Annotated in this window: 21 protein-coding genes; 6 read left to right on the plus strand and 15 right to left on the minus strand. The window is 33.1% G+C overall.

Annotation, left to right across the window (positions count from 1 at the left end; genetic code table 11):
* Window positions 1–199 precede the first annotated feature (199 nt).
* On the plus strand, window positions 200–577 hold the full coding sequence (locus ACIDC4_RS14785) for a GxxExxY protein (RefSeq protein ID WP_412044862.1): 378 nt from the start codon (window positions 200–202) through the stop codon (window positions 575–577).
* Window positions 578–788: 211 nt separating this feature from the next.
* Window positions 789–1763 (plus strand): tryptophan--tRNA ligase, encoded by a 975-nt coding sequence (gene trpS / locus ACIDC4_RS14790; RefSeq protein WP_412044863.1) that lies wholly within the window; start codon window positions 789–791, stop codon window positions 1761–1763.
* Between the two features lie 497 nt (window positions 1764–2260).
* Here the strand turns inward: trpS and dprA are convergent, their stop codons facing one another.
* Window positions 2261–3361: a DNA-processing protein DprA gene (gene dprA, locus ACIDC4_RS14795; RefSeq protein ID WP_412044864.1), complete on the minus strand. Its 1101-nt coding sequence runs from the start codon at window positions 3359–3361 to the stop codon at window positions 2261–2263.
* 256 nt (window positions 3362–3617) lie between these two features.
* Between dprA and ACIDC4_RS14800 the strand changes: the two genes are divergently transcribed.
* Window positions 3618–4583 carry an HU domain-containing protein gene (locus ACIDC4_RS14800; protein WP_412044865.1) on the plus strand — a complete coding sequence of 322 codons (966 nt, stop codon included), beginning with the start codon at window positions 3618–3620 and terminating at the stop codon, window positions 4581–4583.
* Window positions 4584–4711: 128 nt separating this feature from the next.
* Window positions 4712–5158: a hypothetical protein gene (locus ACIDC4_RS14805; protein WP_412044866.1), complete on the plus strand. Its 447-nt coding sequence runs from the start codon at window positions 4712–4714 to the stop codon at window positions 5156–5158.
* A gap of 37 nt (window positions 5159–5195) precedes the next feature.
* Here ACIDC4_RS14805 and ACIDC4_RS14810 read toward each other — a convergent pair whose 3' ends face one another.
* The 10 genes from ACIDC4_RS14810 to ACIDC4_RS14855 all read right to left on the minus strand — a co-directional run bounded on the left by ACIDC4_RS14810 (window position 5196) and on the right by ACIDC4_RS14855 (window position 18263).
* Window positions 5196–5408 carry a hypothetical protein gene (locus ACIDC4_RS14810; protein WP_412044867.1) on the minus strand — a complete coding sequence of 71 codons (213 nt, stop codon included), beginning with the start codon at window positions 5406–5408 and terminating at the stop codon, window positions 5196–5198.
* Window positions 5405–5956 (minus strand): hypothetical protein, encoded by a 552-nt coding sequence (locus ACIDC4_RS14815; protein ID WP_412044868.1) that lies wholly within the window; start codon window positions 5954–5956, stop codon window positions 5405–5407. Before ACIDC4_RS14815 ends, ACIDC4_RS14810 begins: the two co-directional genes overlap by 4 nt.
* A 131-nt stretch (window positions 5957–6087) precedes the next feature.
* Window positions 6088–6846, minus strand: coding sequence for a hypothetical protein (locus tag ACIDC4_RS14820; protein WP_412044869.1), 759 nt, complete (start codon window positions 6844–6846; stop codon window positions 6088–6090).
* Window positions 6847–7083: 237 nt separating this feature from the next.
* Complete coding sequence (locus ACIDC4_RS14825; protein ID WP_412045636.1) at window positions 7084–9363, minus strand: helix-turn-helix domain-containing protein; 2280 nt, start codon at window positions 9361–9363, stop codon at window positions 7084–7086.
* A gap of 99 nt (window positions 9364–9462) precedes the next feature.
* Complete coding sequence (locus tag ACIDC4_RS14830) at window positions 9463–10044, minus strand: OmpH/Skp family outer membrane protein (RefSeq protein ID WP_121318416.1); 582 nt, start codon at window positions 10042–10044, stop codon at window positions 9463–9465.
* Window positions 10045–10290: 246 nt separating this feature from the next.
* A complete protein-coding gene (locus ACIDC4_RS14835) occupies window positions 10291–11139 on the minus strand; it encodes a class I SAM-dependent methyltransferase (RefSeq protein WP_412045637.1) in 849 nt (282 codons plus the stop codon).
* A gap of 92 nt (window positions 11140–11231) precedes the next feature.
* Window positions 11232–11696, minus strand: a complete 465-nt coding sequence (locus ACIDC4_RS14840) for a hypothetical protein (protein WP_412045638.1) — start codon at window positions 11694–11696, stop codon at window positions 11232–11234.
* A 341-nt stretch (window positions 11697–12037) separates the two neighbouring features.
* Window positions 12038–13909 carry a tRNA uridine-5-carboxymethylaminomethyl(34) synthesis enzyme MnmG gene (mnmG, locus tag ACIDC4_RS14845; protein WP_230034027.1) on the minus strand — a complete coding sequence of 624 codons (1872 nt, stop codon included), beginning with the start codon at window positions 13907–13909 and terminating at the stop codon, window positions 12038–12040.
* Window positions 13910–14463: 554 nt separating this feature from the next.
* Window positions 14464–14883: an rRNA maturation RNase YbeY gene (gene ybeY, locus ACIDC4_RS14850; RefSeq protein ID WP_412045639.1), complete on the minus strand. Its 420-nt coding sequence runs from the start codon at window positions 14881–14883 to the stop codon at window positions 14464–14466.
* Window positions 14880–18263, minus strand: a complete 3384-nt coding sequence (locus ACIDC4_RS14855; RefSeq protein ID WP_412045640.1) for a hypothetical protein — start codon at window positions 18261–18263, stop codon at window positions 14880–14882. Before ACIDC4_RS14855 ends, ybeY begins: the two co-directional genes overlap by 4 nt.
* A gap of 229 nt (window positions 18264–18492) precedes the next feature.
* On the opposite strand from ACIDC4_RS14855, the gene gltX reads away from it, so the two are divergent.
* Complete coding sequence (gene gltX, locus ACIDC4_RS14860) at window positions 18493–19998, plus strand: glutamate--tRNA ligase (RefSeq protein WP_412045641.1); 1506 nt, start codon at window positions 18493–18495, stop codon at window positions 19996–19998.
* Between the two features lie 190 nt (window positions 19999–20188).
* Window positions 20189–21175 carry an SPFH domain-containing protein gene (locus ACIDC4_RS14865; RefSeq protein ID WP_065451805.1) on the plus strand — a complete coding sequence of 329 codons (987 nt, stop codon included), beginning with the start codon at window positions 20189–20191 and terminating at the stop codon, window positions 21173–21175.
* 19 nt (window positions 21176–21194) lie between these two features.
* On the opposite strand, the gene ACIDC4_RS14870 is transcribed toward ACIDC4_RS14865, so the two are convergent.
* From ACIDC4_RS14870 to ACIDC4_RS14885, 4 genes are all read right to left on the minus strand, one after another.
* The gene (locus ACIDC4_RS14870; protein ID WP_121317973.1) at window positions 21195–21449 is read right to left on the minus strand and encodes a DUF6327 family protein; all 255 of its coding nucleotides are present in this window, start codon (window positions 21447–21449) and stop codon (window positions 21195–21197) included.
* A 2-nt stretch (window positions 21450–21451) separates the two neighbouring features.
* Window positions 21452–21802: a competence protein gene (locus tag ACIDC4_RS14875; RefSeq protein ID WP_065451803.1), complete on the minus strand. Its 351-nt coding sequence runs from the start codon at window positions 21800–21802 to the stop codon at window positions 21452–21454.
* Window positions 21803–21928: 126 nt separating this feature from the next.
* Window positions 21929–22255: a YtxH domain-containing protein gene (locus tag ACIDC4_RS14880; RefSeq protein WP_173973362.1), complete on the minus strand. Its 327-nt coding sequence runs from the start codon at window positions 22253–22255 to the stop codon at window positions 21929–21931.
* 91 nt (window positions 22256–22346) lie between these two features.
* On the minus strand, window positions 22347–22826 hold the full coding sequence (locus ACIDC4_RS14885) for a hypothetical protein (RefSeq protein WP_230034045.1): 480 nt from the start codon (window positions 22824–22826) through the stop codon (window positions 22347–22349).
* Window positions 22827–23329 lie beyond the last annotated feature (503 nt).

Below are 23329 nucleotides of genomic sequence, written 5' to 3' on the forward strand. Positions count from 1 at the left end.
TTTTTTTTACCGCAAAGACTACAAAGTTTTTTCGCAAAGAAAAGAAGAATAACGAAACTTATAATTGCAAGCAATAAGCTCGCAAAGCTGTAAGCAGGAAACTTCAATTTGTAAAAATTTCGAATTCTCTACAAAATAACTTTGCGGTCAAACTTGACAAAAATAAGAAAATAATTATTAAATTTATCGTTTTTTAATTATGACAGAAAATGAAATATCGGGCATAATAATTGGGCTTGCAATAGAAATTCATAAAAAACTTGGGCCAGGTTTATTAGAAAATGCTTATCAAGAATGCTTGTTTTATAAAATTAAACAACGTGGACTTCTTGTAGAAAAAGAAAAAGCAATGCCATTAATTTTTGAAGAAGTAAAACTAGACTGCGGTTATCGTATTGATCTACTTGTTGAAAATAAATTCATAATCGAAATTAAAAGCGTAGAATCACTCACCGTAAATCACTTAGCACAAACCCTAACCTACTTAAAACTTGGAAATTACAAATTAGGTTTACTTATAAACTTTAACGAAACTCTACTAAAAAACGGAATCAGAAGAGTTGTCAATAATTTATAAATCCAGCTTTGTGAACTTCGAAAACCTTTCTTTAAAAATTTAGCAAACTTTGCGAAATAACTTTGCGCTCTCTGCGGTAAAAATTAACTGTTTTACTAAAAATCAGCAAAAGACTTTCTGTGTTATGTTGTTAAAATATTTACAGCTAAAAAAATTACACACTTTGCAGTAAAAAAACGAACTTTGCGTTTAGTAATAAGAAAAAACTAGAATGGCAAAAATACTTACTGGTGTTCAGAGTACTGGAACGCCACACTTAGGCAATTTATTGGGAGCAATTATTCCAGCAATCGAATTATCAAACAATCCCGAAAACGAATCTTTTTTGTTTATCGCTGATTTACATTCGATTACACAAATCAAAGACGGCAAAACTTTGCGCGAAAACACTTTTAGTGTAGCTGCGGCATGGCTTGCTTTTGGATTAGATATTGATCGTGTTACATTTTACAGACAATCTGATGTAACCCAAACCACTGAATTGACCTGGTATTTAAGTTGCTTTTTCCCATTTCAAAGACTGACTTTAGCGCATTCTTTCAAGGACAAAGCAGATCGTTTAGACGATGTAAACGCTGGTTTGTTTTCTTACCCAATGTTGATGGCAGCTGATATTTTGCTTTATGATGCTGAATTTGTACCGGTTGGAAAAGACCAGCTACAACATTTAGAAATCACTCGTGATGTAGCTTCGCGTTTTAATCACCAAATGGGCGAAACTTTTGTAATTCCTGAAGCTAAAATTCAGGAAGACAGCAAATTGATTCCTGGAACTAATGGCGGAAAAATGAGTAAATCTGCCAATAATATTATCAATATTTTCCTGGATGACAAAACATTGCGCAAGCAGGTTATGAGCATCGAAACGGATAGCACGCCACTTGAAGATCCTAAAAATCCTGATACTTGTAACGCTTTTGCAATTTATTCATTGTTAGCAAATGAAACTCAGATTGCAGAAATGAGAGCGAATTATTTAGGCGGAAATTATGGTTACGGTCACGCCAAACAAGCTTTGTTTGAATTGATCACAGAAAAATTCAAAACCGAAAGAGAAAAATACAATTACTATATCAACAACCTTGACGAAGTAGATGCTTTACTGAAAAAAGGTGCTGCAAAAGCTTCTGTTATTGCTGATGGAGTTTTGGCAAAAGTGCGCGAAGTACTTGGTTTTGGTAAATAAAATATTCGAACCCGATAGATTTAAAACTGTCGGGTTTTTTATTTTAAAAAACTCTTTCCTAGCTTACTATAAATTAAAATCATCGAAATCAATTAAATAGAATATTGAGAAAACTATTTACAAAATACATGTTTCTTCTCCTAATATTGCTCTTTGCATTGGCGTTTTTATTAGGTTATTTGTTTTCAGATGAACAATTTTACACAGTAAACAAAACTGTTGGCTGGGCTTATAACTTTTCGAAAGAAATTTTATTAACTGCGTTTATAACATGCTCCCAAATCCTCTTTATAATTGGATATTTTATACTTTATCTCCTAAAACGAAAGACCAACTATTATATTTCTATAGCTCACTTCGAAATTATTTTATTGACCCTCTACTCCATAACTTTTCAAAATTTCACAGTTACTTTTGTTTTTTGTTTACTTTCTGTAGTACTTTTTTTTGTAAATATTTTCAAGTCACATCAATAGAAAATCAGGTTATTTCTAACCTTAAATTGCTTCAAAAAGTTTTCCCGGCAAAGGGCGAATTACCCCTTTTAGTTCCATATTCAAAAGTAATCCCGAGATTTTATAAATAGGAAAATCGCATTGTAAGGCGATCATATCCAGTAATTCTTTTCCGTTTTTAAGTAAAAAATCATATATTTTTTGTTCATCAGGTTCGAGTTCTACAAACAATTGTTTCTGGACCGTTTTTCCTTTATTTTCGATATTCCAATTCAAAATATAAACTAAATCAGCTGCGCTAGTTAAAACGTTTGCTTTTTGAGTTTTAATAAGATCATTGCAACCCTGACTGTATTTGTCTGTAACACGGCCAGGAACGGCAAAAACATCACGATTATAATCATTGGCAAGGTTTGCCGTAATAAGCGAACCTCCCCTATCTGCCGATTCTATAACAATTGTCGCTTCGGTCATACCGGCAACAATCCTGTTTCTGCGCACAAAATTTTCCTTATCAGGATTTGCAGTACTCCAAAACTCAGTAATAAATCCCCCATTTTCCTCCATTGCGGCCACATATTTCTTGTGTGTTTTTGGGTAAATTTGGTTTAAACCGTGTGCCAAAACGCCAATGGTTTGTAAGTTATAATCCATTGCCAATTGGTGCGCGACGATATCAACTCCATAAGCAAAACCACTTACAATTACCGGATCAAGCGGTGCTAAATCCTCTATTAGCTTCTTGCAAAATTCAGTTCCGTACGAAGTTATCTGACGTGTTCCTACAATACTTATTATTTTCTTGTTTTTTAAATTTATATTTCCTGCAGAAAAAATTACAACCGGAGAATCGAAACAATGCTTCAGGCGTTCCGGATAATTTTCGTCCTGAAAAAAAGAGACATTAATGTCGTTTGCATTAATAAATTCAAGTTCGCGATTGGCTTTTTCGAAAACAGATTTGTCTTTCAAATTATTTAGTAAAACAGAGCCAACTCCATCAATAGCAGCAATTTGATTTGTTTTTGTTTTAAAAACTGCTTCGGCATTGCCACAATGAGCGAGTAATTTTTTAGCCATTATATCTCCCACTCCCTCTACTTTTAATAAGGCTAATAAATAAAATAAATCTTGATCTGACATGAATTGAATACGGTTAAATGGCGGCGAAAAATATTTTGATAAAACAATACTTAAATTAATTTTAAGAATGCCAAAGATATAAATTAGAAGTAAATTCTTTCAAAAAATAAAAAAATATGCCTGTTCAGATCCTTTCCAAAAAAGAAGAATAATAGACAACTAACTGAAACTTAATTGTCTATAAAATTATTCGAATTGTTAATAAAAATTGTGAATAAAATTTTGATAACTATATTCGTTGCATAACTTTGTTACTATGAAAATCGAAAACTATATAGCACAGTTATTGTATCGTTATCAGTGTGTAACGGTTCCAGGGTTTGGAGCATTTTTAACCGAAATTCACTCGGCGCAGCTGAATGAAAGCACAAATTCGTTTTTTCCTCCTAAAAAATCGATCTCATTTAATAGCCACTTGAAAAACAATGACGGGCTATTGGCAAATCATATCGCTCACGCTGAAAAAACATCTTATGGTTTTGCAGTAAGTGCTATTGCATTTGAAGTGGTAAACTGGAAGAAAACCTTAGAAGAAAATGGTGTTATCAGCCTTAAAAACATAGGTGAAATCAGACTTAATACAGAGAAAAATATAATTTTTACACCAAATGATCAAACCAATTATTTGGCAAGTTCTTTTGGATTAAGTCCGTTTGTTTCTCCAATGGTAAAAAAGGAAAACTTCGAGAAAAAAATCAAGGAAATCGAAGAAAGAGAACCAGTTGCCTTATATGAAAATGACGAGGAAAGATCATCAAATTCATTCTTAAAATATGCTGCAATTCTTGTCTTAGGATTAGGAATTACAGGAAGTATTGGATATCCTTTGTACCAAAATCAAATCGCTACCAAAACACTTATTGTAGAAAGCGCTGTTCAGAAAAAAGTACAAAACAAAATACAGGAAGCTACCTTTTTTATTCAGAGTCCATTGCCGGCTGTGACACTTTCTGTTGATTCTGCCAAAGTAGAAGTTGCTGCAGAAAAAGTGATGTCATATCACATTATGGCAGGTGCGTACAGAAGCGAGCAAAATGCAAAAAAAGCTTACAACCAATTGATAAAAGACGGTTTTAAGGCCCGAATGCTAGGCGAAAACAAACATGGTTTATTCCCGGTTTTATACGGAAGTTACGCTACAATGGCCGAAGCCGAAAAAGCACAAAAAGAAATACAAAAAGGTGAAAATCCAGATGCCTGGATTCTTGTCGAAACACTATAACAAAAAAATCCTATCCGCCGCGATAGGATTTTTTTTTGTCTTATTTTATCTTAAAAAAACCCTTATCTGGCCTCGCTTCATAAGCGACAATTCTATTTTTGTTCTTAACTTATAAAGAACAAAATACAATGAAAAACACATTAAAACTACTTATCGCATTTTTATTTATTCTGAATTCCAATTCATTCTTTGCCCAGAAAATAATCACAACTGAAAAGTCTCAGGAAATTGCACAGAAAAAATTAGATAAAGAAGCACAGACATCAACAGAAGAATATCGTAAAAAACTGGACAGCGATCAATCACAATTAAAAAAGGAACAGAAGAAGTTAGAAAGACATCAAAAAGACCTTAAAAACGCTGAAAAGGATCTTGAATCGACCAACAAAAAAATTGAAAAGTTAGAGAATAACAAACAAAAATTAGAGTCAAAAATAAACTCAAGTTCAGTTTCTGCAGAAGATCTTCAAAAACAACAAATAAAGGTGAAAGAGCATGATCTTGATATTCAAAAACTTAAATTAAAAAAAATAGAACAGCAGAAAAAACTTGAAAAAGTAAAAGCTGAATATTAAAACAAAATCCTACTCACGGCGAGTAGGATTTTTTTGTTTAACGTGAAACAATTGTAGCATCCTGAGAAAGAGTCACTTTAGTACCCTTATAAATTCGCAATCTCGCCGGAGGCGAATTTTTTTCGCCCAAAACGATGATCGCACATTCGTAAATAAAACCGTCTTTTTTGAATTCATACTGATGATTTCCGCCAATTCCTTCTACAACCAATTCGCCTCCATTAATCACTAAATCAGGTTTCTGAGTCATTTCTTTTTTATTGACCACGAAGCATAACGGTAATTATTATTTCCCAGATTATCAATCCTGATTTTAAATTCAGAAGTTTCCAAAATACAAATCGGTGTCTGAAAGAAAGCAATACTAGGATCGAGCGACTTTTTTTGCGAAGCAATAAGTTTATTTCTAAGTTCCGTTTCAGCTTTCGATTGATAATTTACTGCCGTTAAACGTCCGTCAATATCCAGCCAGATGCTGCCGTGATTTAGCATTATGCCACGTAAACCCATATCATTCCAGCCTTTTGCTGGAGTAGATTTTATGATTTCATTTCTTAAGGTTGCATCAAATATTTCAGCATATCGTTTTACAAAATCTGTTTTATTTGCAACATCAGGTAATGGATAATCCCGCTTGAGCGGATAAACTACCCAATCGCCAAGAGCTTCTTTGTTGTCACTTTTTATATTATCAATAAACTTTTTGACAAACTTCTGATACTCCACTTTCGATTCCTGGGCAACAGCAAAACTGCTGCAAAAAATCAATGCTATTAAAAACACCTTTCTTATCTTCATATTAAAACATTTTTAATTTGTTATTAATCTGATAATTACAATCAAATATAAATAATTTATATTCGTTTTGAGCAAACTCAAAATACATACCAAACAAAAAATCCTACTCGCCGCAACGAATAGGATTTTGTTTAACGTGGAACAATTTTAGCGTCCTGATTAAGAATTTCTTTTCCGTTTTGATAAATGGTTAAATTCGCTGGTGCCGAATCTTTTGTACCCAAAACAGTAATATAACACTGATAAAGAAAATTTCCTTTTTTGAAATCGTAATGATTATTTCCTCCAGTTCCGTCCCGAAACCATTTCCCGTTGGTAATAATTAAATCTGGTTTTTCACTCATGGATTGCTTTATCGACCACGAAGCATATCTGTAATTATCATTTCCCAAATCATCAATTCGGACTCTGAATTTAGATGTTTCTAAAATCACTTCCGGGGCTTTAAACTTTGCAATCGATGGGTGAAGTTTGTTTTTTTCAGAAGCTATCAACTTGTTTTTGAGATCGCTTTCAACTTTTGACTGATAATTAATAGAAAAAACTTTCCCATCAGTATCCATCCACATAGTACCCTGATTTAACATTATGCCTCGCCAACCCACTTCTGACCAGTCTTTTGCAGGATCCGATTTAGAAATTTCGGCTTTCAGTTTAGCATCAAAAATTTCAGTATATCGCTTTACAAATTCTGCTTTATTCTTGATAGATGGAATTGGATTTTCTCTTCTTAAAGGATATTTAATCGCCGCAGCTACAGCCTCTTTTCTGTCGTTTTTTACATTATCAACAAAACTTTTAACGAACTTTTGATATTCCGGTTTCAAGTCCTGTCCTGAGACATTTTGAATGGAAATGCCTATGAATAGGATATATAATACTTTTTTCATGTTTTCTATTTTACATAATGTTTTTATAATTGATTCCAAATTCCAAATTCCAAATTCCAAATTCCAAATTCCAAATTCCAAATTCCAAATTCCAAATTCCAAATTCCAAATTCCAAATTCCAAATTCCAAACCCTAAGTTACAAAATCTAAACTCTAAAATCTAAACTCTAAAATCTAAACTCTAAAATCTAAACTCTAAAATCTAAACTCTAAAATCTAAACTCTAAACTCTAAAATCAATTAATACTGGCTTTGAACATTTTAAGTTCATCCCAGGTAAATTCATCTCCATGTTTTTCCTTCAATGGACTCAATGATTCTTCCTGATAAAATTCAAAAGCTTCACGTAAAGCCAGGATTTTATCGTACGGCAGAACATCAGAAATCTCCACTTTCTTAGCCTGAATCAATTTAACCAAATGCATTTCAATAGTTTGCACGGTTAACTTGCGAATTCGGGCAATATCTTCTATCGAATTCTTTTCGAGCCATAAATCATGCGTTTCTTCGATGGTTGTTTTCTTGTCGGCTTTAGGTACGGTTTTATCCAGTTTACGTGCTGTATAGCGCACAACAGGTTCTTCCGATTTAAAAATATCAGTGTTTGACATATTAAAATCCTCGCGAATCTTTGCAACCTTGTCTAATTTGTAGTTTTTAATCGCTGTAGACGACAATTTCTCTTTACAGATGGTTTCGCCTGCCACAACAATTTCTATTAGCAATTTGGCCTTCATTAAACGCAAAACGGCTTTGGTTTGCAAATCATCTAAAAAAGCCAGCTCCTCATAGAATTCTTTTACTTTTTTAAACTTTTGGATTTCGGCCATTTTATTCAAAAGATCCGTCACCAGCTTGTCCATTGGTTTAAAAAAATAATCATAAGCCGCCACTACCCTTTCCTGCACAAAAAACAAATCGACAGTTTCTTTATTGAAAATTTTATTAAGCTGATGCACAAATTTCTGCGAAGGATCTATCAGCGCATCGATAGTTTCTAAACGCTTGTGAGCCCAAACAGAATGTTTTGATTTTTCTGATGCAACCGCATTTTCGTTATAACTAAAACGGTGATTACGCCATTCCTGAGCCAAATCGGCCCAATTAAAACTGTTAATCAAATAGTTATGAATAAAATTCTTTGTTTCAAAATGCAAGGAATGTTTTAAAACTTCTTCGGTCGCTTTGTTCAAAGCATAATCCATTACATCCTGATCGTTCGAAATACCATTCATTTGCAGCGGAGAAAGCAAAATAAGCCCATTTAAGGACGTTAAACGCGATAAAGCAACATATGCTTGTCCAGGCAAAAAAACTTGCGATACGTCGAGCGCAGCTTTCTCAAAAGTTAAGCCCTGGCTTTTGTGTACTGTAATTGCCCACGCCAACTTAAGCGGATAATGGGCAAATGTGCCCAGAACTTCTTCTTCTACTTCTTTTGTAAGATCGTTTACTTTGTATCGAATATTTTTCCATTCGTATTTCTCCACTTCAATGGTTTTATCTTCTTCCGGAAAATGTATAAAGATTTCTTCCGGTGAAAGCGATTTTACAACGCCCATTTTTCCGTTGAAGTAACGTTTCTCAAAAGACAAATCGTTCTTGACAAACATGACCTGAGCGCCCACTTTTAGCTTTAAATTTTCTTCAACCGGAAAAATTTTCTCCGGAAAATCTCCCACAATAAACGGTTGATAAGCAAATTCATTTCCGGCTAAATCTCCAATTGCCTGTTCGTTAATCGAATCGGCCTTAGCATTATGCGTGGTAAGTGTAATATATCCGGGATTATTTTTTAAGTCAAAATCCGGCTTAACATATTCGTTTAAAACCTGAATATCCTGAGGCGTGATCTGATTGTTTCGAAGATTGTTCAAAACGGATATAAAAGTATCATCAGACTGACGATAAATCTTTGATAGTTCGATATATAGCGGTGGGAATTGCTGAATTACATGCGAATGAAAAAAGAATTTTCCTTTGTAATAATTGCGTAAAGTTCGCCATTCTTCGTCCCTGATCACAGGAGGAAGTTGCAATAAATCGCCAATAAAAAGCACCTGAACTCCACCAAAAGGACGCGAAATTTTACGAACTGTCTGCATCATAAAATCGATAGCATCCAGTAAATCAGCACGAAGCATACTGACTTCATCAATAATCAAAAGTTCCATGTTTTTGATCACATTACGCTTAACATTGTTCATTTTAAAATGTCGGCGCAACGTCTCTTTATTCTCGAATTTCACCGTTTCAGTAAACTGAGAAGCCTCTTCATAAGACGGAATAAAGGCAGAAAATGGCAACTGAAACATGGAGTGAATCGTAACTCCGCCGGCATTTAGCGCCGCAATTCCCGTTGGTGCGACCACTACAGTATTTTTGTGCGTTGTGGCAATGATTTCGCGTAAAAGCGTAGTTTTTCCGGTTCCTGCTTTACCAGTCAGGAAGATCGATTTTTGCGTTTGATTGATGAATTGTAAGGTGTAAGCAGCTGCTTCTGTAACGTTTTGCATTGGGCGTGTATTGAAAAACTAAAAGTATCGCATTTTTATAAAAGAAAAAACCTAAATCTTGACAGATTTAGGTTTTTAATTTAGTTAGTTAGTTTGGTATTATTTTTTAACAGCTTCTCCTTCTTTTACTGCCGGTTTTTCTTCTGATTTTGGGCTTGATTTATACTTGTCATTCAGAGCTTTAATGATATCTTTTGTAATATCATATTTCTCTTCAGCGTATAAAATCGAAGCAGCATCACCAGTACCGTAGATATAAGAATAACCGTTTTTCTTACCGTAATCTTTGATGAATTTTTTAACTCCACTTACTAGAGAATCCATTTCAACACCACTTTCTTGTTGCAATTGCTGAGACAAAGCTTGTTGAGCATAACCCAATTGTTGTTCTCTTTTTTGCAATTCAGCACCTCTTTGTTGAGCCCAAGCCTGACCATTTGCCTGTGCCTGACTTTGAAAATTAGCAGCGTCTTGTTTAAAACGTGTAATCTCGGCTTGTAGTTGTCTTCCTTTTTCTTCAGCTTGCCCTTTGTATTTTGCTTCAAGGTCTTTTGCTTCAGTGTACTCTTTCATTAAAATTGAAGTATCTACGTAAGCTGTTTTTACTTCCTTTACTTCTGCAGTTTTAGTACATGAAACGGCGAAAATTGAAAGTGCGATAATTACTAATGCTTTTTTCATTTTTTGAATTTCTAATTTTTTAATGTATTGAAGACAAAAATATAAAAAAATAAATAGCATCAACATAAAGTTTAAAAAATGCTAGAATTTTATGATATTGTTTTTATTTATGGAAAGAAAAATGTCAATAATTCTACCCTATCAAAAGTGGCTTTCATAGCTTTTATTAGAAACATTATCTCAAAAAAGACATAATTACTCCTCACTTACACTAAAAAAACGCCAGAAATGCGCTTAAATTGCGTTTTACTTGTTTTTTAAGACATAAATGTGCGATGAATACTCTTTTGTACTCCCCGCTTTCAAATTTGATTTTAAACCAACAAAAAAAGCACTGATGTAATTCATTTTTCCGGTTTTGTATTTTTCAGATAATAAACTCACATAAAAAGAATCAAATTTCATCGGAAGCACTTTTTCTAATTTCATATCTACTTTTTCAAAAAGCGACTGAATGGCTTTTTTGGAGAAATGCCAAAAGTGAATTGGCACATCATAAGCTGCCCAAAAAGTTTTGTAATGTTGCGCGTCGTACGATTTAAAATTTGGAACCGCAACAATTAATGTTCCAGTTGGTTTTAATAAACGCTTCAATTCCTGAATTTGTAATTCTAAATTAGGAACGTGTTCCAAAACGTGCCACATCGTAATCACGTCAAATGAATTATTTTGAAGATCGCTAATTTCGTTCACAAAAGAAATCCCTTTTTGGATCGCAATATTTTTTGCTCTGTCGCTTGGTTCTACTCCAACAGTTTCCCAACCATTATTTTTTGCCGTCAATAAAAAATCTCCGGTTCCGGCACCAATATCTAAAATTCTTCCTTTTTGAGATTGTTCGCCGTTGATCAAATTCAGTTTATTTTTTAAAGCGATATTTTTCACAAAGTGATACGCTTTTTCAAATAATGAACGTTTGTTATCCGTGTGCGAAATATAATCTTCACTTTCGTAATATTTTCCAAGATTTTCTAAATCGGGTTGCGGAGATGTGATTAACATATCTAAAGTTTCATCATGATACAATTCGAAAATTTCTTTAGATACAGAATGGTCTTTTACAGTAAGAAAATGTTTTTTGTTTAAAACGTCCATTTTTAAATTTATAGGTATTTTGGTTTAATTTAAAGGCAAACCCTAAAACAAGAAATTCTGGTTTTAGGGTCTATTTTTTTATTATTTTTTTTTCAGCGTTTCCAATTAATTTTCACCGCCGAAAGTTTTTCATTTTCAATTCTTATTTCTGAACAAATTATAAAATCATTTTTAATATAAAATTGCATTGGCGATTTATAAAATGTTGCATTATGTTTTATTTCATTCTCCTGATCAATTACCCAACCATTCAAACTTGTATTATTCTTTTTTATTTCATTTATCAAAAGCGAACCATTTCCTCTTCCTTGTATTTCATGATCCAAAATTACAGCAAACCAATTTTCATTTTCTCTTAAAAAAGTAAAAGCCCAACCATTAATTTTATCTGAATCATCAAATAACAAATAATGTTTGGTTTCTAAAAGTCCGTTCAAATATAATTCGAAATCTGCAACAGTCTTGCATTTCAATCTTGCTGGATATTCATTATTCCAAAGTTCTCTTAAAATCTCTTTTTCTTCAACCGACAAACTTTCTCTTTCAATGATTTTCATAAAACAAAACTTTAGATTCTAACTTTTTTTGTCATTCCGAGGAACGAGGAATCTCCGTATCAAATTCGATAAAGATTGGTTTCCATTGATTGAGGAGTTACTTGCGGAGATTCCTCGTTCCTCGGAATGACAAACTATATCAAATTAGTTTCACGTGGAACATGTTTTAGATTATCGGTAAAAATCAAACACAAATTCGTTTCACGTGGAACAATTCATCTTATCCTGCATTGAAACAAAAATTAAAATAGATTAAAAATAGTTTCACGTGGAACAATGATTCCAAATATCACATCCCAACAAACTTGAAACCTGAAACAAACAAAACCTGAAACAATTTTCTACCTTCCCATATAAATCAACAAAACCGAAATATCACTTGGTGATACTCCGCTTATTCTTGAAGCTTGAGAAATTGTTACAGGACGAATCTTGCTCAACTTTTGTTTTGCTTCAATCGACATTGATTTAATTTTGTTGTAATCGAAATTCTCGGGAATTTTCACTTCTTCTAAACGAGTTAGTTTATCAGCGTTGTTTCTTTCCTTTTCGATATAACCAGAATATTTGACCTGGATTTCGGCTTGTTCCAAAATTTCCTGATCAACATCATTTGCTTCAATATATTCCTTTACTTTTTCAAACTTCATCATATCCTCTAAATCGATTTGTGGACGAGAGAATACTTTAAACATTTTATCACCTTGTGTTATTGGAGCTGTTTCTTTTGATTCTAAAATCGGATTTGTCTCCGCAACCGAAACACTTGTCTCTTTAAAGAAAGCAACCATTTTTTCAGATTCATTCAGTTTCTTCTCCATTCTGCGTAAACGTGCTTCAGAAGCCAAACCAATTTCGTGAGACATTGGCGTCAATCTGAAATCGGCATTATCCTGACGCAACAATGTTCTATACTCTGCTCTTGATGTAAACATACGATATGGTTCTTCTGTTCCTTTCGTAATCAAGTCATCAATCAAAACTCCAATATAAGCTTCGTCACGTTTTAAAATCAACGGCGCTTTTTCATGCACTTTTAAATGCGCATTTATTCCGGCCATCAAACCTTGCGAAGCTGCTTCTTCATATCCTGTTGTTCCGTTTATTTGTCCGGCAAAATATAAACCTTCAACCAACTTCGTTTCCAAAGTATGTTTCAATTGTGTTGGCGGGAAGTAATCATACTCGATTGCATAACCCGGACGGAAAAATTTCACATTCTCAAATCCAACAACAGAACGCAATGCTTTAAATTGAATATCTTCAGGAAGTGAAGTTGAAAATCCGTTTACATAAACCTCACAAGTATTCCAGCCTTCCGGCTCCACAAATAATTGGTGACGTTCTTTATCAGCAAAACGATTTATCTTATCTTCTATCGAAGGGCAATATCTTGGGCCAAGACTTTTGATTCTTCCGTTAAACATTGGCGAACGATCAAAACCTTCTCTCAAAATATCATGAACATCCAGCGACGTGTATGTCATGTGACAAGATCTTTGATGCGTTAGCGGAACGGTTAAATCCGAATAAGAAAACTTATCCGGTTTTGCATCTCCCTTTTCTTCGTTCATTTTCGAATAATCCAAAGAACGTCCATCAACTCTTGGTGGCGTTCCTGTTTTCATTCTTCCTGACTCAAATCCAACTTTTACTAAATCTTCGGTAATTCCGGTTGCAGCACTTTCTCCTGCTCTTCCTCCTCCAAATTGTTTTTCTCCAATATGAATCAAACCATTCAGAAAAGTTCCATTTGTCAACACAACCGACTTAGAACGAATCTCAACTCCCAACGAAGTTTTGATTCCTTTTATTTTTCCATCCTCGATAATCAAACCTTTTACCATCTCTTGGTAGAAATCCAAATTTGGAGTTCCCTCCAACATCATTCTCCACTCTTCGGCAAAACGCATTCGATCACTTTGAACTCTCGGCGACCACATTGCAGGTCCTTTCGATTTGTTCAACATCTTGAATTGAATTGCCGTGCGATCGGAAACAATTCCTGAGTATCCACCAAGCGCATCAATTTCACGCACTATTTGTCCTTTTGCAATTCCTCCCATCGCTGGGTTGCAAGACATCTGTGCAATGTTCTGCAAACTCATTGTAACCAATAAAGTTTTGGATCCTAAATTTGCGGCCGCTGCCGCGGCTTCAGATCCGGCATGACCTGCACCAACTACAATAACATCGTATTCTTCTAAAAACATTTTGTTTTATTATTCTCCGGAAACCGTTTAAGGCAGTTCTCAGAATTAACTTCTTCACTCTTTTTGTTCCACGTGGAACGGCGCTAACGCGCAAAATTTAAATCTTTCAAATTCAAATCACAACTAGAAAATCTCAAATTCTGATCTCACACGTAATAACATGTTCCACGTAGAACTTTGCACTTCGCAAAACAAGAATCAAAATTTCAAACACTCATCTAAAAAAAACAATATCTGTTCCACGTGGAACAGATTAAAAAAAATACATTCGATCCAAAAATTTCAAACAAAATTCAAACCTAAAAAATAGATTTATCATGTTCCACGTGAAACACTTTTATGTTTTTTCTAAAAATTTGTTTCACGTGGAACTTTTTTAAAAAACAAACTCGAAACGTTCCACGTGAAACATCTTAATTAAAACTCTTGACATTTCACATAAAGGATTCAAATATTAAACTGTTCCACGTAAAACAACTTATTTATTTTTACCTAAAAACTTATTTATGTTTCACGTGGAACAAGAATAAATATAAAATTAAAGAGATGTTTAATTACTGTTCCACGTGAAACATCGCAATCTTCTCATCTTCTTTAGAGCGCATAAGTTCCGCCTCAGCTTCACTTTTATCTTTATATCCACAGTAATGTAATATACCGTGCGCAAGAACACGTTTCAATTCTTCTTCAAAAGAAACATTAAAATCCTTTGCGTTGTCTTCTACTCTTTCAACAGAAACAAAAATATCTCCGTTTAGTTCATTACCAACTGTGTAATCAAAACTGATAATATCTGTTAGTGTATCGTGATTTAGATATTCTACATTTATCTTGTGAAGATATTCATCATCACAAAAAATGTAATTTATTTCTCCTTCGTTCTTACTTTCAGAAACGATTACAGCACTTAACCAATCTGCAAAGGCTTGTTCGTTATCTAAAGTAAATTCGGTTTCGTAATTAAAATTGATCATTTTGTATTAAAATATTCTTGAACCTTTTGATTAAAATTCGAGCGCAAAGGTAGTGATTGTCTGTTTAATATCTCTACACTGTTTAAATAATCCAATAGTGAACTTGGTAATGCATTTGTTCTATTAGAAAATTCAGCTTTATTAGTTTCAGATTGGCGCTTTGTATCCTGACCTTGTTGTTGAACTGCATTATTTAATTTTAATAATTCTTGTTGAATGTTAAGTATACGTTGCAAGTTCTCATTCTTAAAACCTTTATTTAAAAGTTGCTTTTCAGAAGCTTTCATTTGATCAATTACAGATTTACCCTGAGAATCCAAACCTTGTTTGGCTAATTCTTTTTGTAATGCTTCACGAAGTTTTACTTGTTCTTTATAGATTTCCATAATAGCTTCTGCATCTCCTTCTCCGTCATCACCATCTTTTCCGTCATTTCCTTTACCTCCATTTTTATCTCCTTTACCATCTTTTCCCTGACCACTTTTACCTTGCCCTTCTTTTCCTTGTCCTTGCTTTCCATCTCCAGATTTACCTTGTTGTCCTTCGCCCGGTTTATCTCCGGGTTTATCTCCGGGTTTCATTCCTTCTTTCATTTTATCAGCAAGGCCTTTTTGCTTTTGAATAATATCCGGCAATTGCATTCCTTGTCCGTCACCCGGTTTTGGTTTTCCTGCTCCCGGTTTCGACATAGACATCTGCATATTATTTAATAAATCACTTAAAAAATCAGCTAATTTATTCGCAGAAGAAACTGCATATTGTTGGTGCGAAACTCCTTTTGGAACCTGAACATCGCTTAAAGTTTCAATAGCTTTATCTATATTGTACTGTACATTTCCAATTTCTTTCGTTACATCTTCAGCAACTTTTGGGTTACGTAATGACAATGCAAACAAACTATCATCGACATGTTTGAACTGTTGTTTCAAGTTTTGCTGCACTTTAATATTCTTTGTAAAAGCCGAAGAACCCAGTTTCATAGATTTAAATTGTTTCATAACATCTTCCTGAGACAATGAATAAGCAAGAAGATTATCCAAAACCTGACGAAGCATTGCAACATCTTCTTCTAGTTGTTCTTGTTCACCACCTTCCATACTTGAATCCATTTGCTCTGCCATACTCTTCATTTTTTTGGCAGCACTTTTTTGTTTTGGCTTAGCCGAAGAAGAATTCTTTTTACTTAATTCTTCAGAAGCTTTCTTCAAATCCTCCTTCACATCTTTCTCTTTTGAAGCATCAGCAGGAATATCCAAAGGCGCTTTTAAAGTTTTATTTTCTTCTTTCAGATCTTTTAAATCTTCCTGAATTTTATCAAAAGCTTTATTAATATCGTCTTGCTTCTCTTGTGTGTTTTCTTTTTCTTTATTCGAAAGTTGCTCTTGTTGGTCTGCAAGTTTTTTTAATTTATCTGCAACTTGTTCAGCTTTTTTAGAAACATAAAAACGTTTGGTTAGTTCAACCAATTGCTCCAGATTACGAGATTGGTTCTTGCTGATTTGTTTAAACTTTTCCATCTTATCAAACAAATCTTCACTATTCAATTTATCATTTAAGTTCTTCAATTCATCCATCAACTTCTGATTCTTTTCTAGATCTTTCTCTGCATTTTCTAAACGCTTTTGCAAATCATCAGCTGTTTTGTCTTTCTTTTCAGATTGAAATTTATCCAGATTCTTGTTCATTTTCTCTGCAAACTGTTTCATCATTTCGTCTTGTTGTTTCTGACGTTTGATAAAATCATTTACTTTTTGCTGATCTTTAAACTCTAAATTATCTTTCTCTTTTCCTGCTTTCTGAATCTTATCCATTTCAGAAAATTGCTTGGTTTGATTCTTTAAAGACTTTTCTAAACTATTGATGTTTTCATTTTGTTGTTGTAATTCCATATCGTGAACTTCATCAGTAGTCGAAACACGATCAGAAAAAACAGAAGACTTTGTACTCTTGAAACCATGCGGTGCATCGTTATCAAAAACCTCAAAATAGTATTCGTAAGATACTCCTTCCTGCACGGCAAGATTACTTGGGAAGTTAAAAACAAACTGATCAAATACTCCAGACTTCACAGGAATGGTTCCACGCTTGGCAGTGTTTGGTTTGTTACGTTCGTAATACACAACCTGAAGTTTTGATAAACCATAGTCATCACCTAACCTACCCAAAACATAATTTTTATCCAGCTTTAAACTGTCCGGTGCAGGACTAACTGCGATTGTTGGATGCTGATCTTTGATCACCGATAGCTGATAATCCAGTTTTTCGTAGTTTTTGACTTTATTATTCGATGTAAGAATTTGATATTCTGTATTTTGACTGATATTTTTAGCCAATTTAAACTCATTTTCGGCTTTATTGAACTTAAAAGTCGCATTATCATCTTTCCAAACAATTTCCTGAGTCGCTTGTGTATTCATTTTCCAGGTTACAAAAGTTCCTTCGGGTACGATTGCATTTCCTGTTCCCTGAATTGTTTCTGATTTTTTCTTTAGATAAGATGGAAAATTCAATACCATTTCGAAGTTAGCAATCGATGGAACCGTGATTACTTTCAACTCGTATTCCTCTGAAGAAACTGAATTTCCTTCAAAAGAAAATTCAACATTCGATACGGGTTTCTCAATCTTGAATTCAAACTTTCCGGGTTGAGAAGATTCCATAAAATAACTTTCGTTTCCAATATGAATCATTACATTTTCCGGAACAACATTTCCAACAGATTCCATCTTGATCACGAAATCTTTGTTTTGCTCAGTCTGCAAATTCTGATTTAGAACTACAAATTTGAATGGAGCCGGAGGTAAAAATGTAGCATTGAAATGCACTACTCTATTTAAACTTTGAGAAATGACATTGCTATTTCCTGAAATATAAAACACCGCAAAAAGCAAAATTGGAATAATAGCTAATGGTAAATATTTTTTATTTGTTTTAAAATTGATAGCGTTCCCGAATGGAATTGGCTGCAACGAATTTGCTTTTTGTTCTATCGAAGCCAACATCAACTCTGAACTTTCTGTCGAATTATCAGAAGCTGACAATTGCAAAAAGTTAGTCAGCTTATCACTTACTTCTGTAAAATGATTTCCGATAATTGTTGAAGCCTGATTATAATCGATTCCTTTTTGAAGTTTAAACAACTTAAAAATCGGGAACAAAATAAAACGAAACAATAGAAATACTTCTACTCCTATAAATACCCAGAATAATAATGTTCTTCCTAATGGTTTTAACCAAAGAAAATATTCTATAAAAAGCGTAAACAGAAAGTACAATAATCCAAAACCAATAAAAAGAAGTGCTCCTTTTATCAATTCATTGGTATAATATTTCTTTATAAAAGCTTCTAACTTTTGGTATATAGCAGATGTTGTTTTCAAAGTGAATCTGTTTTATTTATAACCCATAAAAGTAGTAATTTTAATAATACCATTTAAGATTCTAAGTTACTAAGGCACTAAGGTTCTAAGATTGAAAAATCTGAAATCAATAATCTAAATTCCAAAAAAATAAATTCCAAATTCCAACTTCAACACTATCTTGGAATTTGGAATTTAAAAAAAATTGGAATTTATCTAAAGTTGTATCTTTGCATCAAAATTTAAACAAATGTCAAAGCAAGTTCGTGTGCGTTTTGCACCAAGTCCAACAGGACCTTTACATATTGGCGGCGTTCGTACTGCCCTATTTAATTATTTATTTGCCAAAAAAAACAATGGTGTTTTTTATTTAAGAATTGAAGATACAGATCAAACCCGTTTTGTTCCTGGTGCCGAAGCTTATATTATGGAAGCACTGGAATGGTTAGGAATTTCTCCTGAAGAAACTGTTGGGAAAAATGAAAAATTTGGTCCGTACAGACAAAGTGATCGTAAAGAATTGTACCAAACTTATGCTGATCAACTGATCAATTCAGGTTGGGCATATTATGCTTTTGATACTCCGGAAGCTCTTGATGCATTAAGAAAAGAACAAGAAGCTGAAGGAAAAACATTTATTTACAATCATACGATCCGTGAAAAGCTGGATACATCTTTAGTAATTTCTACTGAGGAAATTGCTAAAAGAATTGCAAATGGAGAACATTATGTTATCCGTTTTAAAACTCCGGTTGATGAAACTTTACATTTGAAAGATATCATTCGTGGTGATGTAAAATTTGAAACGAGTTTACTTGATGACAAAGTATTGTTTAAAAGTGACGGAATGCCAACGTACCATTTAGCGAATATTGTTGATGATCATTTGATGGAAACTTCACATGTAATTCGTGGTGAAGAATGGTTGCCTTCGATGCCTCTTCACGTTTTATTGTACAGAGCTTTTGGTTGGGATGCTCCTGAATTTGCACATTTACCTTTGATTTTAAAACCAGTTGGAAACGGAAAATTATCAAAAAGAGATGGTGATAAATTAGGATTTCCTGTGTTCCCATTAGAATGGAAAACCGAAGAAGGGATTTCATCTGGTTACAGAGAGAAAGGATTTTTCCCGGAAGCAGTTATAAATTTCCTTGCTTTATTAGGTTGGAATGACGGAACTGATAAAGAATTATTTTCATTAGAAGAATTAGTTGAGTCTTTCGACTTGAACAGAGTTCATAAATCTGGGGCTAAATTTGATCCGGAGAAAAACAAATGGTTCAATCACCAATATTTAATCAAACAAAATAATGAAGATTTAGCGAAAAGCTTCACTCCTATTTTGGTAGAAAAAGGTGTTGATGTTTCTAAATATGACGTTACAAGAATTGTTTCTTTGATTAAAGAAAGAGCTCATTTTGTTTCTGAATTTTGGGATCTTACTGATTTCTTTTTCCAGGCGCCAACATCATATGATGAAAAAGCAAGTAAAAACTGGAAGGAAGAAACACCGGCTTTAATGCAGGAATTGATTTCGACTCTTGAATATATTGATGGTTTTGATTCTGCAAATATCGAAGCAATTGTAAAAGACTGGTTGACTAAAAACGAAATTGGAATGGGTAAAGTAATGCAGCCTTTCCGTCTAAGTTTGGTTGGAGCTCTTAAAGGTCCTCACCTATTTGACATTGTTGAAATCATCGGAAAAGAAGAAACTATTTCGAGAATTCAGAAAGCGATATCAACATTATAATTTTTTTTTACCATTAAGAGATTAAGAAAAATTAAGTCAGGCTTTATGAACTTAATATCTTAATGGTAAAATAATCTAAGCGCTAAGAACATTATTAAAATGTACTTAGCGTTTTTTTTACGCTAAAAAAAATTGAATTTGGCAGATTATTCGTAATTTACCAGATCATAAAAACTAAATCAATATCATCATGAATCCAGCACTTATTATCTTTTTAGTCCTTGCTTTCTTTATTTTCATGTCTTCTTTTTTTACTGTAAAGCAACAATCTTCTGTTGTAATCGAAAGATTTGGTAAATTTTTAAGCGTCAGAAATTCGGGTTTACAACTTAAAATTCCGATAGTCGACAGAATTGCAGGACGCGTAAATCTTAAAATTCAACAGTTAGATGTTATCATCGAAACCAAAACCAAAGACAACGTTTTTATCAAAATGAAAGTTTCGGTTCAGTTTAAAGTTATTCAGGAAAAAGTATATGATGCTTTTTATAAACTGGAATATCCACACGATCAGATTACCGCTTATGTTTTTGATGTTGTTCGAGCTGAAGTTCCTAAACTAAAACTGGATGATGTTTTTGAAAGAAAAGATGATATCGCCATCGCAGTAAAAAGAGAATTGAATGAAGCCATGACTACTTACGGATATGATATTATCAATACTTTAGTAACAGATATTGATCCGGACATTCAGGTAAAAAATGCCATGAACAGAATTAATGCTGCCGACAGAGAAAAAACAGCTGCTGAATTTGAAGCTGAAAGTTCAAGAATCAGAATCGTTGCAAAAGCAAAAGCTGAAGCAGAAAGTAAACGTTTACAAGGTCAAGGTATTGCAGATCAGCGTCGTGAAATTGCAAGAGGACTTGTAGAAAGTGTTGAAGTTTTGAACAGCGTTGGTATTAATTCTCAGGAAGCTTCTGCCCTAATTGTTGTAACTCAACATTATGATACATTGCAGGCAATTGGTGCCGATGCCAATTCGAACCTAATCTTGTTGCCAAACTCACCACAAGCAGGAAGTGATATGCTAAACAATATGGTTGCATCATTCTCAGCATCAAATCAGGTTGGTGAAATGATGAAGAAAAACAACAAGAAAATAGAGAAGAAATCAAAACCAATTCAACCCCAATCTGGTTATGAAGATGATATCTTACCAGAAACAGAACAATAACATAAAACAAAAAAGAGGCTTAATTGCCTCTTTTTTTATTGATAAACCAATTGATAATATAGGGTAAAATTGATTGTAAAATCTGTGGGTATGATCTGGTGAAATATTCTTTATAAGAAGAAAAAACTCCGCCAACTATACTTTGTGGTGTAATAGATTCCTTTGTTCTTTGAAAACTTAAAACCAATTTCTGGTAATTAATCTCTTTCTCCAGTTTCAAAATTTCAAGATCTCTTTCGATTTCTGCGTATGATGAGTATTTTTTATTTTCCATAATTAGTCATTAAAAAAGATTTCTGAAAATTTCTCTAATATCGGACCTTCAACAACTTTATCTTTCAGGAAGAAAAGTAAAATTGTAAAGATTAAATAGATCCCTCCTACTGCCAAGAAACCAAGTGCGTTACTTTCGAACAAAGATCCAAAAGCATATGCTGCAGCAAAAGATCCAAAAATCATCACCATACTAAAACACAATAAAATCAAAGTAAACTTTAAAATTAAAGTTGTTGATTTCATGGCCACCTTAAAACCCCAAAGTTTATAATAAGCTAAATGACTTTCCATATAAACTTTAGCCTGATCCTGAATATTCTCGGTGTTTTCTTTTAATTCTTCAAATGCCATAATTGTAATTTTAATTAAAAAAAGAAGCACAAAACTCATGACTTAATAACTGCACTCGATTATTCTAAAATTAAAATAACCAAAACAATCATCAAAATCACATTGAGCTTTGTGCTTCCTGGATTATTATTTTTGAAGCTTAGCGTTTTGCGCTTTTAAGTCAGCTAATTTAGATTCCAAAAAACCAATTACTTCTTCAGTTTTATAACTCATGTTCGAAAGTAACTCGCCATAAGTTCCGTCTAAATTTTCTTTTGCTTTTGTAAATTTTTCACGTAGAACTTCAGAACTTGCCGAAAGTGAATCTTGCAAATTATGTTTTGCATCATCTAAACCTTCTTTAAGTTTAGCACGGGTTTTTGATCCTTTATCCGGAGCAAATAAAATTCCGATTGCTGCTCCTACTGCAGCACCAGCTAAAATTGCTGCAACTGTATTTACGTTTTTTGACATAATATTAAAATTTAAATGAATACTAAAGGTACTGTTTTTTTGAATTATAAATTATTGGTTAATTGTAATTTAATAAAAATTAACAATAAATTTAATACACATAAGCTACAGCTTCATACTTACCATCTGCTTTTTCAACAATACTCACAAACGGATATCCGTTTGAAGCAGATTGTGTCTTGATTCTCATAGCAGTCTGATTTTTATTTGCAATTGGCGGTTCTCCTTTTGTCTTTGTCGAGACTCCTGAAAAATTGGCCACTTGTTTTAAACCTATTGTCTTGTCCTGAGATAAAACCGTTACGAATTTATAATCTGATTTTGAATCTACTATCACTTTATCAGAAACTTTCTGAGTTTGATTAGATTGTTTATTGGTAATTTTTGAAACTGCATATTTGCTAATTTTATGTTCTTCGGCACTTCCGTTCAAGGAATAATAAACCAAATCATTTTCGGCTTTTATAAAATTAACATCCAGTTCTTCACCATTGTGTTTTGTAATTTGGTGTGTTTGAGAAATTGCAATATTTGCAAATAAAATCGATAGCGTAAAAAATAGAATTTTCATAATATTAAAATTTAAGGATTAAAATTGTTTCTGTCAAAACGAAAGACAAAATTTCAAATAAGCCGTTAAAATTAATTTCATGAAATTTTCAAATTATGAAATACCCTCTGAAAAATACTTTTACGCTAGAAGTATTATCAAAATACAATCACAATTACAATCGACCATAAAACCAATCTTTAGAATTCATATTTAGAATTAACCCTAAAACCAAAAATTATGCATTTTTAAATTTTAGAAAAATTCAGATTCGATTCTTAAGTGAAATTAAAAATTTTACACTTTAGATTTGACCTTTTGATAAAAATACCAACTTTATAAACAATTGTATGTTAACAACCCGTTAAACTAAGAAAATAGAGCTCAAAAACTTAAATAAAGCTTAAAAAACGACAATAATTCAAAAGATGATTAATGACATGGAAGAAATTAAAAAATAGCTTAAAATCAATTTATGAAGGCTGTTTTTAATTAGATTCATCTATTAAAAATATATTTTGCAT

It is taken from the genome of Flavobacterium sp. C3NV, from assembly GCF_046825355.2.
Taxonomy (GTDB): Bacteria; Bacteroidota; Bacteroidia; order Flavobacteriales; family Flavobacteriaceae; genus Flavobacterium.